This is a genomic window from Ktedonobacter racemifer DSM 44963, from assembly GCF_000178855.1.
GTDB lineage: Bacteria > Chloroflexota > Ktedonobacteria > Ktedonobacterales > Ktedonobacteraceae > Ktedonobacter > Ktedonobacter racemifer.
In genome coordinates, this window is record NZ_ADVG01000004.1 from 2,632,918 (window position 1) to 2,646,961 (window position 14,044).

General features: G+C 53.1%; 16 protein-coding genes. 10 read left to right on the forward strand and 6 right to left on the reverse strand.

Annotated features, from left to right (window positions below; genetic code table 11):
* Positions 1 to 61: 61 nt before the first annotated feature.
* The 3 genes from KRAC_RS53500 to KRAC_RS53510 form a co-directional block, all read right to left on the reverse strand.
* A complete protein-coding gene (locus tag KRAC_RS53500) occupies positions 62 to 994 on the reverse strand; it encodes a transposase (RefSeq protein ID WP_007921492.1) in 933 nt (310 codons plus the stop codon).
* A 112-nt stretch (positions 995 to 1,106) separates the two neighbouring features.
* Positions 1,107 to 1,694, reverse strand: a complete 588-nt coding sequence (locus tag KRAC_RS53505) for a dihydrofolate reductase family protein (RefSeq protein ID WP_007921493.1) — start codon at positions 1,692 to 1,694, stop codon at positions 1,107 to 1,109.
* Between the two features lie 206 nt (positions 1,695 to 1,900).
* Positions 1,901 to 2,587 (reverse strand): AraC family transcriptional regulator, encoded by a 687-nt coding sequence (locus KRAC_RS53510; RefSeq protein WP_007921495.1) that lies wholly within the window; start codon positions 2,585 to 2,587, stop codon positions 1,901 to 1,903.
* Positions 2,588 to 2,671: 84 nt separating this feature from the next.
* Here KRAC_RS53510 and KRAC_RS53515 point away from each other — a divergent pair, with 84 nt between their 5' ends.
* Entirely contained in the window at positions 2,672 to 3,733 is a 1,062-nt protein-coding gene (locus KRAC_RS53515) for an MFS transporter (protein ID WP_007921498.1), read from the forward strand.
* A 120-nt stretch (positions 3,734 to 3,853) separates the two neighbouring features.
* Here the strand turns inward: KRAC_RS53515 and KRAC_RS53520 are convergent, their stop codons facing one another.
* On the reverse strand, positions 3,854 to 4,474 hold the full coding sequence (locus tag KRAC_RS53520; RefSeq protein WP_040447618.1) for a TetR/AcrR family transcriptional regulator: 621 nt from the start codon (positions 4,472 to 4,474) through the stop codon (positions 3,854 to 3,856).
* A 146-nt stretch (positions 4,475 to 4,620) separates the two neighbouring features.
* Here KRAC_RS53520 and KRAC_RS53525 point away from each other — a divergent pair, with 146 nt between their 5' ends.
* From KRAC_RS53525 to KRAC_RS53550, 6 genes are all read left to right on the forward strand, one after another.
* A complete protein-coding gene (locus KRAC_RS53525) occupies positions 4,621 to 5,421 on the forward strand; it encodes an SDR family NAD(P)-dependent oxidoreductase (protein ID WP_007921500.1) in 801 nt (266 codons plus the stop codon).
* 12 nt (positions 5,422 to 5,433) lie between these two features.
* Positions 5,434 to 6,738, forward strand: a complete 1,305-nt coding sequence (locus KRAC_RS53530) for an MFS transporter (protein WP_007921502.1) — start codon at positions 5,434 to 5,436, stop codon at positions 6,736 to 6,738.
* A gap of 82 nt (positions 6,739 to 6,820) precedes the next feature.
* Positions 6,821 to 7,657: an SGNH/GDSL hydrolase family protein gene (locus tag KRAC_RS53535; protein ID WP_040447620.1), complete on the forward strand. Its 837-nt coding sequence runs from the start codon at positions 6,821 to 6,823 to the stop codon at positions 7,655 to 7,657.
* Positions 7,658 to 7,754: 97 nt separating this feature from the next.
* On the forward strand, positions 7,755 to 8,243 hold the full coding sequence (locus KRAC_RS64395; RefSeq protein ID WP_007921509.1) for a nitroreductase/quinone reductase family protein: 489 nt from the start codon (positions 7,755 to 7,757) through the stop codon (positions 8,241 to 8,243).
* Positions 8,244 to 8,506: 263 nt separating this feature from the next.
* Positions 8,507 to 9,391 (forward strand): TIGR03621 family F420-dependent LLM class oxidoreductase, encoded by an 885-nt coding sequence (locus tag KRAC_RS53545; RefSeq protein WP_007921513.1) that lies wholly within the window; start codon positions 8,507 to 8,509, stop codon positions 9,389 to 9,391.
* 464 nt (positions 9,392 to 9,855) lie between these two features.
* Positions 9,856 to 10,236, forward strand: a complete 381-nt coding sequence (locus tag KRAC_RS53550) for a cupredoxin domain-containing protein (RefSeq protein ID WP_007921515.1) — start codon at positions 9,856 to 9,858, stop codon at positions 10,234 to 10,236.
* Positions 10,237 to 10,887: 651 nt separating this feature from the next.
* Here KRAC_RS53550 and KRAC_RS70440 read toward each other — a convergent pair.
* Positions 10,888 to 11,160, reverse strand: a complete 273-nt coding sequence (locus tag KRAC_RS70440; protein WP_052569331.1) for a hypothetical protein — start codon at positions 11,158 to 11,160, stop codon at positions 10,888 to 10,890.
* A gap of 6 nt (positions 11,161 to 11,166) precedes the next feature.
* Positions 11,167 to 11,361, reverse strand: a complete 195-nt coding sequence (locus KRAC_RS64405) for a hypothetical protein (RefSeq protein WP_052569332.1) — start codon at positions 11,359 to 11,361, stop codon at positions 11,167 to 11,169.
* A gap of 382 nt (positions 11,362 to 11,743) precedes the next feature.
* Here KRAC_RS64405 and KRAC_RS53560 point away from each other — a divergent pair, with 382 nt between their 5' ends.
* From KRAC_RS53560 to KRAC_RS53570, 3 genes are all read left to right on the forward strand, one after another.
* Entirely contained in the window at positions 11,744 to 12,580 is an 837-nt protein-coding gene (locus KRAC_RS53560; RefSeq protein WP_007921520.1) for an MBL fold metallo-hydrolase, read from the forward strand.
* A 253-nt stretch (positions 12,581 to 12,833) separates the two neighbouring features.
* Entirely contained in the window at positions 12,834 to 13,331 is a 498-nt protein-coding gene (locus KRAC_RS53565; RefSeq protein ID WP_007921523.1) for a GNAT family N-acetyltransferase, read from the forward strand.
* Positions 13,332 to 13,474: 143 nt separating this feature from the next.
* Positions 13,475 to 13,921 carry a YybH family protein gene (locus tag KRAC_RS53570; protein WP_007921525.1) on the forward strand — a complete coding sequence of 149 codons (447 nt, stop codon included), beginning with the start codon at positions 13,475 to 13,477 and terminating at the stop codon, positions 13,919 to 13,921.
* Positions 13,922 to 14,044 lie beyond the last annotated feature (123 nt).

Here is a 14,044-nt window from a genome sequence, read left to right on the forward strand (position 1 = left end):
CTCTTGATAGATGTGTTGTTTCGATCCCGTCTCCATGCCATCAGCATACGCTTGGTGTGAGTTAGAAATCAAGTAAGTCGGCAAAAGCCAGTGGCGGGCGTCCCAGCAGAAGATTGAGCCAACAACAAAAGTTGTGGGGGCCCACTTTGGCAGCAAGGCGAGCGCGAAAGCCGGGCACCGTATGAAGTCGATCGGTTGCCAGGCGAAAAGCCAAGTGCAACTTGCCGGAAACACTTTCGATCACCTGGCGAACGCCGTGCATCCAGCGCCGCCAGCGGGGAGAGGGCTCAGTGACTGGCTTGCGATTGTGCGATTGAGTCAGTACAGCCGCATGAGCGTCGTGAAGCCAATGCAGTTGCAGCGGCTCGCTGGCGAAGCCGCGATCAGCGACGTAGGTTGGAAAGGCTTGCCCAGGGCTTGATAAGCGAGCAGAGGGATGAGCCCGCAGACCGAGAAAGGTCTCGGCCAAGCGAGTGTCATGCACGCTCGCCTGGGAGAAGCCAAAGCCGGTCAAAAAGCCTGTGGGGGTAATGGCCATCAGGACGTGGAAACCCATGTACGAGCTGATGCGGCTGCACCAGCCTTTGTCAGCAACGCCGGCCAACCAGCCTCCTCCTCGCCGTTTGATGCAACGAACCGGGACACCGGTGGCATCCAGGATCTGATATAGCTCTTCGGATTGGCCCAGTCGGAGCGAGGCGAGCAGGCAAGCGATCTGTTCGATCAACTGCGCACAAGCATGCTCACCTCGCACAAATTGGCTGTGGTCGGGAAGCGTCGGAAAGGCGGCTTTCAAATGACGCTGCGCAAAGCGATAAAAGGCCTGTTCGCTGGGAAATCGCGCCCATTGTCCAAACAATGCCAGGGTGAGGAGTTCACTCAAGCCCAGCTTAGGGGCTGGCCCAGGGTGTCTGGGCATCGACAAACTATGCTGCTTGCACAGGTCATCGACCATGACGTAGAGTACAGTTAGAAAGGTATCCAGGTGTTCCATTGTAAGCTCCTTGAAGGTTCTTGATTTCAGCTTACTTTAGAGCCTGGATACCTTTTTTTCAAGCGTTTTCTAACTCACACCAAGCGTTCATATATGCCGCGTCTGCCTTCTGCTACTTTGCCGAGCGATCCGGTTCGTAGCGCAGGGCCACAACTCCACTCTGAAAGGTCTTTGAGGCCAGCAGTTTGAGCGGGAATGAACGGGTGACGCCGGCAAAGAGGGCCTTGCCCTCGCCAAGGATCGTTGGATTGATATTGATGCGATATTCGTCAATCAGATCCAGTTCCATAAACGTGCGCGCCAGCATGGGACTGCCGAGGAACCAGATATCCTTGCCTGGCTGCTGTTTGATGGCATTAATTTCTTCGGCGATGTGATCCTTGATCAGCACGGTATTCTGTGCATTGTTCCATGCAACGCGCTCCAATGTGCGCGAGACCACAATCTTGGTGGCAGCGTCCAGAAAGCGCGCGTGTTCGAGTTCGGCTGGAGTGCTGGCGGGATTGCCCGGCACCGTGAGCCAGTAGCTGGCCATGCCTTCATACGTTCTGCGCCCCCAGATCACGGCGTCTGTGAGCACGTGCAAGGAATGGGCATCCTGCTCCAATTCGTGATCATACGCAATCCAATCCAGTTCGTCGTTGGGACCCGAGGTAAAGCCATTCAGCGAAAGATGGATCAGAGAAATGATTTTTCTCATAGCATGCTCCTTTTATCGTTCAACTCTGATTTAACCAGTGTAGCCGCTTTCTTCACATGAAGAGTCAGCAACACGAGTATACTCTAACAGAGGGGGAGCGTCTTGAAGAAAATGGCCATCCAATAAGGTTTTATCAACAAGCGGGAGCCATAGAGACGCGGCTTGCCTGCCGCGTCTCTATGGCTCCCGCTTGTTGATAAAACTCTTTAGCGGAGCGTCAGCCCATGTTGAGTCCGAGCAATGAGGGCGGGAGTGTAGCCAATGAAATGCTTCAGCGCCCGGGTCAGATGGGACTGGTCCGCGTACCCGGTCTGATATGCCGCGTCGATCAGCGAAACGCCCTGCCCCAGAAGCGCGGTGGCCTGTTTGGCGCGCTCGATCTGCTCAATTGTCTTGTAGGGGAGCCCGGTCGCCAGGACAAAGCGGCGCCTGATGGTGCGCAACGACATCTCTACCGGGTGATGAGCCAGGACCGCCTGCACCACGGGATCAGAGACCAGCACATGCTGGCGAACCAGGCGCTCAATAAAGGTCTCAACATTCTCATAGTCAGGGATCGGCCAGCTGGAGTCAGCCAGATGAAAGGATGTTTGCGAGGCCAGGGGCAGGAACGCCTGCTCATCCAGCAAGCGTTGAATGGAGAGTGCGGGCAGAAAAGTGCCGAGAGGAAACGTGACCCCGAACCACTCGGTCCCTTCGGGTTGAGCCACAGGGGTCGCTCTGGTCAACGGTCCCTGTACAGAAATATGCAGCCTGTCGTACCGCTTGAGAAAGAGTAAATGCCATTGTCCGGAGGCCGGGCAGACAGGGGTATACCCTTGCCCGGCTCCGCCACGCCAGACTGCCTCAATAGAAGGAGAGTCCGAACCTCTCCCCTCAAAATACGTCTCCAAATGGTTCCTCCCTGCAAAGCGCAATGTCTTCTTTTTGCTTTAAGCTGGCATTCTCACAGAGGCCCAGAAAAACGGAAACAGTGTATGAACGCCTGGTGTGAGATGGTGTGGCATATCATCTCGGCCTCTCTTTGTCTATTTATTCTCGGAAGTCCCCTAAGCTACTATATTGCGACTATGGGACTGGCCGCAATTCTGGGGCAGGTTCTTGGTGGACTGCTGTTAGCCGCAAACATTTTGGGGTTGGGCTGGAGAAATATCTTTCTCGTCAATATCCCCATTGGTCTTGTTACGATCGTAGCGGCTTGGTTCCTGGTGCCAGAAACCCGGAGATCATCTACCCATCAGCTTGACCTACGAGGGGTGATTTTGCTTTCAGTGACGCTCTTCTTGCTCATTTGTCCGTTAGTGGGTGGGAGCAGTCAAGGATGGTCATTCTGGAGTATGCTGAGCCTGGTCATTGCACTACTTTTGCTTGGAATTTTTGTCAGGTATGAGTGGCGGTTGACGCAACATGGAGGTACTCCTATCGTGCCACTTTCCCTTTTTCAAATGCGCTCATTTGTGGCAGGGATATGCTCCGTCTTCCTGGTCGATATGCTCTTTGGAGCGATCTTACTGACACTGCCCTTTTACTTGCAAGAAGGGTTGCGCTACCTCCCCTGGCAATCGGGATGCGTGGTGATGATTATGGGAATTGCATATATGTTGGCGTCAAGTGTTTCAGCCCAAGTAGTACGCAGGCTTAAGGCAAAGACGTTGCACTTAGGAGCAGCACTGGTCACATTGGGATATCTCTTGACGCTTCTGTCAGTTTTATTCCTGGTCCCTCAATATGGAATTGTTCCTCTGCTGGTTGGTCTTTTTGTTACCTCTGCTGGGAATGGAACGTTGGCTGCACCAGTAATGAATAACGCCTTACAGGAGATTAAAGGAGCTATGGTTGGTGCTGCTTCCGGCGTCTATGCTATCATCGAACAGATTGCCAGTGTGATTGGTGTGGCATTGATTGGAACACTCTTCGCAACCCTTCTGGCTCATCACAAGAGCTATATCGACGCTTTCTCTCTCTCGCTCATGGTAATTGTGTTGGTCAGTCTCCTGCTCTCGTTGACAGTTTTCCTTTTTCCTAGGATGCGTTCATAGGTTCGTGGGGAGGGATTGATACCCATAAGTGGGAACTGACGCACTTGTGGTTTCTGTACATCACTTTGTTTTGAATTGATACCCACAAGTGGGAACTGACGCACTTGTGGTTTCTGTACATCACTTTGTTTTGAGATGAAGCGCTGCACAGACGAGAGAGCACACCTGCGGCGCAACTTCCAGCATGCTTCGTTCTTTCCCAGCCAGCGTATCAAACGTCTCAAAGCTGATCAGAGTAAAAAGTGTATCGGCAGCCTCATCAAGAGACTGGGTAGGAGCAAGCATCTGTTTCTCGCCCAACCGTTGCAGGATCACTTTTACTCCTTGGCGCCTTCGCTCGTCCCTGGCTCGTATGACACGCTCAAAATCTGCATCAAGGGCAGCCAGAGCCCTGAGCCTGCGGGTGACAAGCCGATCTGCGTCCCAGAAGCGACTAAAGGCCAGAATATAGTGGGTCAAAACGTCGAGCGGATCAGGGTGACGAAATACAGTAGCAAGTTGCTCCATACCACCACTGGCTGCTAAAGAGTCACTGAGCGCTTCAAGCAATCCTGCTTTGGTGCCGAACTGGTGGTAGACCGTCGCGCGAACTACATCTGCGCGACGCGCGACGGCATCAAGAGAAAAGGTCGAAAAGCTATCATAAGCCATTAGCAGTTCGCGGGCCGCATTGATGATACGAGAGCGCGTCTGTTCGTTTGCGACCTGACGCTGCCCGAGTCGATAGGGACGAGGACTCATAAAAAAGCCTTGACTCCTTCTGGAATTCATTGTACAATCTGTCTGTCCAATAAAACATTGGACAGACTGTTCACCTAAATAATAAACGAAGTTGAAATCCATGTAAAGAGTCGTTGCTCTTCATGGAAATGGGAAAGGACATACTTATGACAGTAAGACCGCATTCACAGGGGAGCGGGCAAGATGATTCCTCTCGCTTCACTGGTAAGGTGGCGCTGATCACAGGAGCAAGCCGAGGCATCGGTGCAGCGGCAGCGCGTCTCTTTGCGCAGCAGGGGGCCAGCGTTGTCCTTGCAGCTCGCAGTGAAGATGAGATGGCAAAAATTGTGGATGAGATTAAGGCCCATGGGGGCGAGGCGCTGGCTGTTCAGACTGATGTGGCTGATGCTGCCTCCGTTGAGACACTCGTCAAACGCACTGTAGACACCTTTGGGAGGCTTGATATTGCCTTTAACAATGCTGGGATTGCAGGAGGAAACAAATCACTGGTGGATACCTCTGAAGATCTCTTTGAGCAGGTCATTCAGGTGAATCTGACAGGCATCTTTCTCGCACTGAAGTATGAGATTCCCGCGATGCTCAAGACGGGGGGGGGGGCGATTGTCAACATGAGTTCTACTGTAGGACTCATCGGCACAAAAGCTGGAATTGCTCCATATATTGCAAGTAAGCACGGCGTGATCGGCCTCACCAAAGCGGCGGCCCTGGAATATGCGAGCAGCAACATTCGAGTCAACGCTCTTGCACCTGGTACAACAGTGACGACAGTCAACGAACGTTGGATCGCGGATCCACAGATCAAGCAGCGTATCACGAGTGCAATCCCACTGGGGCGTGTGGCCGAACCAGTAGAAGTCGCCGAGGCCGCGCTCTGGCTCTGCTCGGATGCCGCTTCGTATCTTACCGGTGTAACGCTGCCAGTTGACGGCGGCTATGTGATCGCATAAGCAAGGATTTCGATGAGAACGCTACAGCAACTTCATCCAGGTGAGAGGGAAATGTACAACGAGCGCAGATGGCTAGCAGTCGCTGCCATTGGTCTCTCGATCTTTCTTTCGGCCCTGGACGGAACAATTGTGGCGCTGGCATTGCCAGCAATCGCACACCAATTTCAGCTCTCTGACAGCCTGGCATCAGCGGTGACTCTTAGCTATACGATTCCTCTATTGATTCTGATCCTGCCATGTGGAGATTTGCTGAACCGTGTTCGTACACTCCCCCTTTTCCTGATCGCAGTGCTGGGCTTTGGTGTCGGGAGCAGCATCTGTGGGCTGGCAATGAGTTTCCCACTCCTCTTGGTAGGTCGCGCACTCCAGGGATGCTTTGGAGCGCTGATTGCAACACAGGGGATAGCGGTAGCCGCCGCTGTCGTCGCTCCCCACGAACGAGGGCGAGCTATGGGTATTATTGGCTCCCTTGCTCCTTTGGGCGGAGTCGCCGGCCCTGGGATTGGCGGCCTGCTCCTGGCACATTGGAACTGGTCAACTGTCTTTCTGGTCAATCTTCCGATCTGCGGCCTTGCGGCTCTGTTGGGGCTTTTGAGCTTACGTAACGTGAGCCTAACGGATCATCAGTCCCCATCGGTCAATGGGTTTCGTCAGATGGGAGCGTTGCTCCGCTTCCCGCCGTTCCGCTTGGGCCTGCTTGGGTTTCTCTGTAGCGTGACCATTGCTGGCTCTCTCTACTACCTTTTCCCATTTGATCTCAACAATGTGCAGCATTTTACGCCATCTACAGCAGGTCTCCTGTTGCTCTGTATGCCACTGGGGATGGGGATGGTCGGACTCCTTGGTGGGTTCTTGACGGATCGCTACGGAGCACGCCCTTTTACGCTTGCAGGCTCAGGTCTGTTGTTGGCTGGTTTGATCTTGCTTTCTCTCGTGCTGGCGCGTCCAACACTGGTGGTTGATATTGCCTGGCGTCTTCTGCTTGTTGGTCTAGGCATGGGACTCTTTAACGGCCCCAATCAAACGCTTCTGATGAGCGCCGGCACACAGGAAATGATGGGTGCCGCCAGCGCGCTTTCCAATCTCAGTAGCCGTATCGGCTCGGTTTTCGGCCCGTTGATCATCAGTGTCCTCTGGCTTTTTCTGTCTGACCCAGCCCTTCAAATGAGGATGGGGATCCTTGTTGTGACTGCTCTGGCAGTTCTCAATGTGGGCTTTGTGTGGTTTGTACGACCAGGAACCCAATCTGCCCCGGCAGAGGTGGCACCAGTTCTCGTGCCTGGCGAGCATTCTCAGATAGACAAAGAAACATCTTGACAGGTACAGGATGGGATGCTGTCCATCATTATCGACTCCCTTCTTTTTCAAAGGGACAGAAAAGAAAGGTGAACTTTACAACATGACCACTATCCATCAGCAACAGCTAGAAAAACTCATACAGTTCCAGCACCCTGAAAAGATTTTAGATTTCCTGCCAGGGCTGACTGAGACACAAATTGCAACCCTCTTTCAACTGGATACTGCCGACTACCAGCGGCTGAAAAGCCGCTTTCAAGAGCAGGTGCGGGAGACGGCGCAGTCTCTTCTGGATGACGCAGCTTTTGCAGATGGCATTGACCGGTTGCCGTTCCAACCGGGAGAGATCGTACTTGGTCTGGGCGAGAGCTCGACCGACGATCTGCTGTCGTGGCTGGAACTGCTCCGCCAGGCGTTTGAGTTGCGACGACCACATGATCAGGTCCGCTTCGTGAACGCTGGCGTTTCAGGTCAGACGACGACCCAGGCGCTGCGCTCGTTGACAGCGACGTTGCTCCAAAAACCGAACTGGCTTATCTGCTTTGTGGGTGCAAATGATGTGCAGCGGATCGGTTTCCCGTTGGCAAAATCTCTGGTGAGCCTGGAGGAAACTGCCAGGAACGTGGCCGCAATCCAACACCTGGCGGCTACTCAGACGAAAGCTCGTCAGATATGGATCATCCCTCCACTCGTTGTTTCTGAGCGCATTGCCGCCAATCCTTTCTTTCAGCGGCTTCAATTGACTTGGAACAATGAAGATCTCATTGCCCTGGGAGATCTTCTGCGCCGCAAATCAGGAGACGTGCTTGACCTCCAGGCGCTTTTTGGCAATCCCACGTCTCCTGACTTGATGTATCCAGATGGGCTTCACCCTTCACTTGCGGGACAGCAAGCGATCGTCAGAGCACTGGTCAAACATCTCATAGAGCGGAACACATGAAGCAGGTCTCTGCCTTTTCTCCTTGGTGCGTCAAGCCATCAGACAGCGCTGGTGAGAAAGAAGGCACAACTATGTACAGAGAGGAAGAGGAATAATCATGATGACAACACCCAGAGCGGAACGCAAACGCAATACGTTTCGCTTCATTCAGGCCGTCTTCAATCCATTATCGAAGACAATCTTGCGTTCACCGTTGCACGGGGTGATGAGTAGTAAACTCTTGCTCATCACGTTTACCGGGCGCAAGAGTGGCAAGGAGTTTACGACCCCAATCAGCTATGTGCGGCAGGGTGACACCTTGCTTCTGGCTGTCGGTGGATCCTGGTGGAAAAATCTGCGCGGTGGGGCCACCGTGTGGCTTCGCTTGCATGGGGAACGGCGCTTTGCCGTCACGGAGGTGGTGACGGACAAAGAAGCAATGTCGGAGGTCTACCAGGTTATTCTCGCGAAGAATCCAACACAGGGCCGCTTTATGGGGATTAAGGCTGGCTCCGATGGAAAACCTGACACCGATGATCTACGCCGGGCCATTGAGCGTGGTGCCGCAGTGGTCAAAGTACATCTCAAAGCGAATGCTGTGGTGTAGCGGAGACCTTCTTTATTCTTGGCAGTCGACGGGCGCTGGTGGAAGAATCTTCGCAGGGGAGTCAGCGTGCAGGGACGATCCGCGTGGCCAGTCGTGATCAAGGTTGTATACGCGCGCCCTGGCGGAGAATCGCACGTCGGTATGCTTTATGGGGACAAGGCCGAAGCTCAGAAGGGTCCAAATCGCAACAACCTAAGCCTGGGGATCTCACAAGGAGTTGTATTGACCAAGATCCATGTGTAAGAGTGAAGGGAAGTTCTACTATGACTAAACCGTTTCGTTTTGGCGTCGTAAGCGCCGCATCATCGCGTGACCAGTGGGTGGGTCTGGCACGTCGAGCTGAAGAACTAGGCTATTCTACCCTGATGATGCCGGACCGATTGATGATGGAACTGGGCATCATCACGGCGCTGACAGTGGCGGCGGAGGCGACAACGACACTGCATGTTGGCAGCTATGTCTTCGCCAATGATTACCGCCATCCCGCCTTGCTGGCAAAAGAGATCGCAACCCTCGATGTGCTCTCCAATGGGCGTGTTGAGCTAGGGATTGGAGCCGGCGTTGGTGGCGAAGACTACGAGCGACTGGGCATTCCGTTTGATAGCGCGGGTACACGCGTCAGTCGCTTTGAGGAGGCGCTTCAGGTAATCAAGCAGTGCTTCACGAAAGAGAGCGTGAACTTCTCCGGGAAGTACTACACGGTAACGGGACTGTCAGGCATGCCGAAGTCGATACAGAAGCCTCATCTACCCATCCTGGTTGGTAGCGCTGGCAAACGGATGCTTACCATTGCCGCCCGAGAGGCTACAATCGTTTCACCCACACCTACCTACAACAAGGGAGGAAAGAGCGATCTCGCCGATATCCCTCTCGAAGAGAAGGTCGCCTGGGTACGCGAGGCGGCAGGAGAGCGCTTCGCGAATCTGGAGTTGGCGCAACCTGTCTACGATATCGCCATTACCGATAGCTCAGTTCCCTATCAGCCCCAGGCTGGCGGCCCTCCAGTTTCTCAGAGGCAAATGAGCCTTGAACAGACGATTGAGTATATGCTTGAGCTCCGTGAGCGCTATGGTTTCTCGTACCTGCAACTCAATGGCGGGCAAATGGAGAACTTTGCTCCCGTCGTCGCTCGCCTGAGGGGCAAATAATTGGAGTGGAAGTTCAAGTGACGTGGCGGATAGGGAGGCTTCAAAAGAGCATCCATGTCCGCGCTCGACGTGAGCGACTTCTGGGCTGACGACCTCAGGCGGTAAATCGGGAAATGGGGTGATGGACCGTCAGGATCAACGCAGGAACGCTGAGTACTGCTGGAGGCGCAGAGGAAGGCCTCGGTAAGAGTCGGGGCTGAGCCTCTTCCAAGGGGGCGTTGTCCCAGCGGCAGCCGATGTCTTCCATTGGAAGGTCTCAGATGTGACCTCATCGGTGAGGCGGCGAGGCATCACCGATTGTTCCCCGATGGGCGTCGCAGGAGTGTCTATACCTACTCATTTGTCAGGCATGAAGGAACGAATCTGAGGGAGAAGCCGACATTTATAACCCGAACAGGAAGAAGAACATATTCACGCAGGGCGCTTTGCCCTCCTATTCTATGTATTCTGGAGGATAATTCACTGTGAAAAAGCTTATTGCAATCCTGCTCCTTTTTAGCTCCATTGCAATCCTCTTCACCGCTTGCGCGACTGGCAATGCGGATGCAAGCAATAAACCCAATACCGTTCATATGAAGGAGCTCGTCTTTACCCCAACCTCGATCACCATTGAGAAAGGCGAAAAAGTCAATATTGTTAACGATGTCCCAATTGGGCATATCATCGCCAATGGCACCTGGCAAAACAACGCACCCAAAGCTGGTAAAGAACCTGGCGCGGCTCAAGTTAACATTCAATTTACCGGTAATGATAATCAGGAGATTGGTCCTTTCAGTACGGCAGGTACATTCCAATTGTACTGTACTGTCCATCCTGGCATGAATCTCACTGTGATCGTCAAGTAGCACATGTACTGATCTCAGCGTAGAAAACGAAAGGGAACATTGGCATGCGCAAAGCACGACAAGAGCATATGACGATGATGTCTCATATGAGCGTTGGCATGAAGCCGTTCATTTTGGACATCCCAAAGATCGTGACAGCAAATGTCCTTGCGTTCACGCCTCTTGAGTACGTTTCATACCCCTTCCTTACGGGTGCAGCTTAGGAGCATAGACTGGCAGGTGCTCCAATAGAGCCTTTCCCAACGGCTCTCCACCGAGGGACGCAGGAAGTGTCCTTTTCACATCGACCTCGCTGATAAAAAGCTTCTTTCTTATCTAGACTTTATCCATATCAGGTTGCAAAAGCGAGCGTCTGGATGAAGCGCTCGAAAAGAGCCCGAGGGATTTCTACGATGTCGGGTTTAGCAGGCGACAGGGGAGAAAGTGTCACTGGCCACAGATGCTGGCGAACGCGCGTCCAGTGCATCCGAAAAAGTAGGAAGCGTTTTGGTGTATCAAGCTGCCTGATGAACGGGCAAAGGCTGATCCTGGAGCAACTGATGAGCAAAGATTGTGATCAAAGAAAAGAGAGCGAGCAGTGCAGGGGTGGTGCGCAAGATGGCAAGGTCGGACCACTGCCGCCGCGTCTCTCCACCCAGATGAGCGCGGACCTCATGCGCATGTCACTTCCATCTGCCATCGCAGAACAAACCATTCCAGGAGAGTTTGGGCCTGAGCCTGCTGATCGGTACACAGCAGCGCTTGAGGATCGAACTGCCCCTGCGGGTCCTGAATGAGCAGCCAATGGATCGCGACCGGTGGCAGTCCGTTGTGATACCAGACAGCGGTTTCGCTCGCCAGTTCCACCGTGCGTGTGGTCCCGCTATACCAAGCCACGCTGATGCGCTGCCAGACGGTGGCCGGATCGGCGAGCCGCTTTGCCAAGGTTGGCTAACGCGCTCCCTTCTTGCAAGGGCGCCCAAAGGTTCCCGGTTTGCGAACAGGAGCAGGCTCATAGAGGGCCGCATCCAGACGCAAACGGGTGACGATGACGACGGGCCCGATCATCTTAGCTGCACAGGCGGGCAACTCCAGAACCGAGTAGGTGTTGACTGCCACAACCACCAGCCTGCGCCCAGGCAGCATCGGTGCAGTGGTATTGTCAACTTAGCGAGAGAAAGGAAGAGTTTTCTTGAAAAGATGAGCAAGAGGAAGGGCAAAAGTAAAAAAGGGGTGAGGAGTTTGGTGTACAATGCGGCTCGTTCCACTCCTGTGATCTCGTTCCATAACTGATGATCACACGTTTTAGAGAGGATACGCATGGAAATGGGGTGCTCCCGGAAGAGCACGCCGTTCATTCCTGCAATTGACATGATTCCTGTTTGTTGGGAACGACGATACGCTATCACCTGTTGTCAGCTTCCCTGCTCACTCTCCCTCTTCCATCAAAAGCGATGGACGGAGAAGCTCCCATCGTTGTCAGAGATTGTTGAACATACTCCAAGAGACACTGAAAGGAAGCGCACCAATGGTTACTGCAGCAGCATACCACTCCATTACCCTCGGCGACATCCGTGTCATCTACCTGCCTGATGGGTATTTTCTGTTCAATCCGAGAGTCCTCTTCCCTACGACCACCACTGCGGACTGGCAATTTTATCAGCATTTGCTCGATCATCACGGTCAACTTGTTGGTAGTATTGGTGCTTATGTCATCCAGACGCCTGACCACGCGGTCATAGTTGATACGGGCTATGGCCCCAGGTCCGTAGAGGGAATGGTGTACTCTGGCAAACTCCTCTCAAGTCTCAAGCGGGCGGGACTTGATCCAGCCAATATTGATATCGTCTTCTTCACGCACCTGCACTCTGATCATGTAGGCTGGACTGGGATGCCAGTGAAGGGAGAACTGATCCCGACTTTTCCAAACGCGCGCCATTTGCTACGGGGCTCCGAGTGGCACCGCTTCGACAATCCGGCAGAAAAGAGATCCGGGATTGAAGACGCGCTGAAACTGTTGGAGCATCGTGTCGAACTCGTAGAGGAAGGAGAGCGGATTATCCCTGAAGTGACGATCCTTGCCACATCAGGACACACCCTTGGCCACGCTTCACTCCTGGTCACTTCGGGCCAGGAACGAGCCATTCTCCTGGGTGATATCTTTCACAGTGTCGCACAATTCGAGCATCCCGAATGGACCAATTCCATGGACAGCGACCACGAACAAGCAAAGCTCACGCGCGAGCAGATGCTCCGCGAACTTGCAAAACCCTCAACAATAGGAGTTGGTACCCATTTCTCTGATTCCGTCTTCGGTCGGCTGACACCCGTAAAGGACAAGCTCCAGTGGCAGATCCAGCAGTAAATTGGTGAGCCTTTTCGAGAACGGACGAGTGCGCGTTCCCAGCGGGACGGTTCTGCTCCTCTTGGAGGCAGAAAAGATGCACAAGCGTGTGAGAACCATCTGCGCGGGAAAATGGGTGCCCCACAACTTTTTGCACACGGATGCACAGATTAGTTGTGCTATCTCTTCTCTATACTTGTGAATATGTATGTTTTTGCTGTAATTGCAACTTGGCAATTATATGCTAGATGTTTTTGTTAAAAAGGAAGAGTACATGCTGTATCTGAGGCCAATGGATGAAACGGAGTACCAGCAATTTCTTGACTATGCCATCACCAATTATGCAGAAGAGAAAATACAAGCCGGCAATTATGCTTCTGCTGATGCGATGGAGCTTTCTACTCGGGAGTATCAAGAGCTACTCCCCAATGGAGTGAATACCAAAGACAGTATCCTCTACATGATCGTCGAGAACACTCAGAACGTCTCCGTTGGTTTTGTCTGGCTCATGATTCAGCAGACCGGGAGATTGCGTTATCTTACTCTTGTCAATATTTTGATTTATGAAGCGTTTCGCAGACAAGGACATGGAACGCAAACACTTCAGTTAATTGAGGGAAAGGCGCATGCTCTTGGTCTAGAGAGGATCACGTTACATGCCTTTGGGCATAATAGGGAAGCCATATCTCTCTACGAAAGGGTAGGATATAAGATCACCAATGTACACATGGCAAAGGATGTAACTATTCAGAAGCCCCACATGGCCTATTAGGCCCGCCGACGAACTTTACAACGTTAAGGGGAGATGCTTTCAACAAAAGAATTGCCAGGAAATCAGCAGCTTCTCCCCAAAATGGGCAAAGTTCCACGAGGATTTGCGATTCATAACAGACAGGCGAGAGGAAGAAGGAAACTATGACAGTCGAAGAACACAAGAAAAACGATGAAGCCGCAATCCAAGGACTCCTAGACGATTGCATCAGATCGCTTCATGACAAGAACATCGAAGGCATCATGTCTCTCTACGCGCAGGAGGTTGTGTCGTTCGACATCGTGCCCCCGCTGCGATACGTGGGAGCAGATGCATTCAGGAACGTTTGGGAAGAGGTGTTCTCGTCGTTCCAGGGGCCGATAGGCTATGAAATGCACGACCTGTCCATCACGGTGGGCGATGATGTTGCATTCACCCACAGCCTCAACCGGATAAGCGGAACCATGAACACTGGGCAGAAGACCGATCTCTGGCTGCGTTGGACCGCGTGCTGGCGCTTGATCAACGGCAAGTGGCTGATCGTGCACCATCAGAACTCGGTGCCTGTCGATTTGGAGCATGGCAAAGCGGTGCTCTCCCTCAAGCCATAGCAATGCACATGGCCTGTGGGGAGGAGCTAGCTTCCTCAAAATGGACATTTTCTGTACATCACAGGAGTGACTGGGCCGACAGTTGAGAACTACGGGGTGATCTGCCCGTTTAGGAGACGGGGA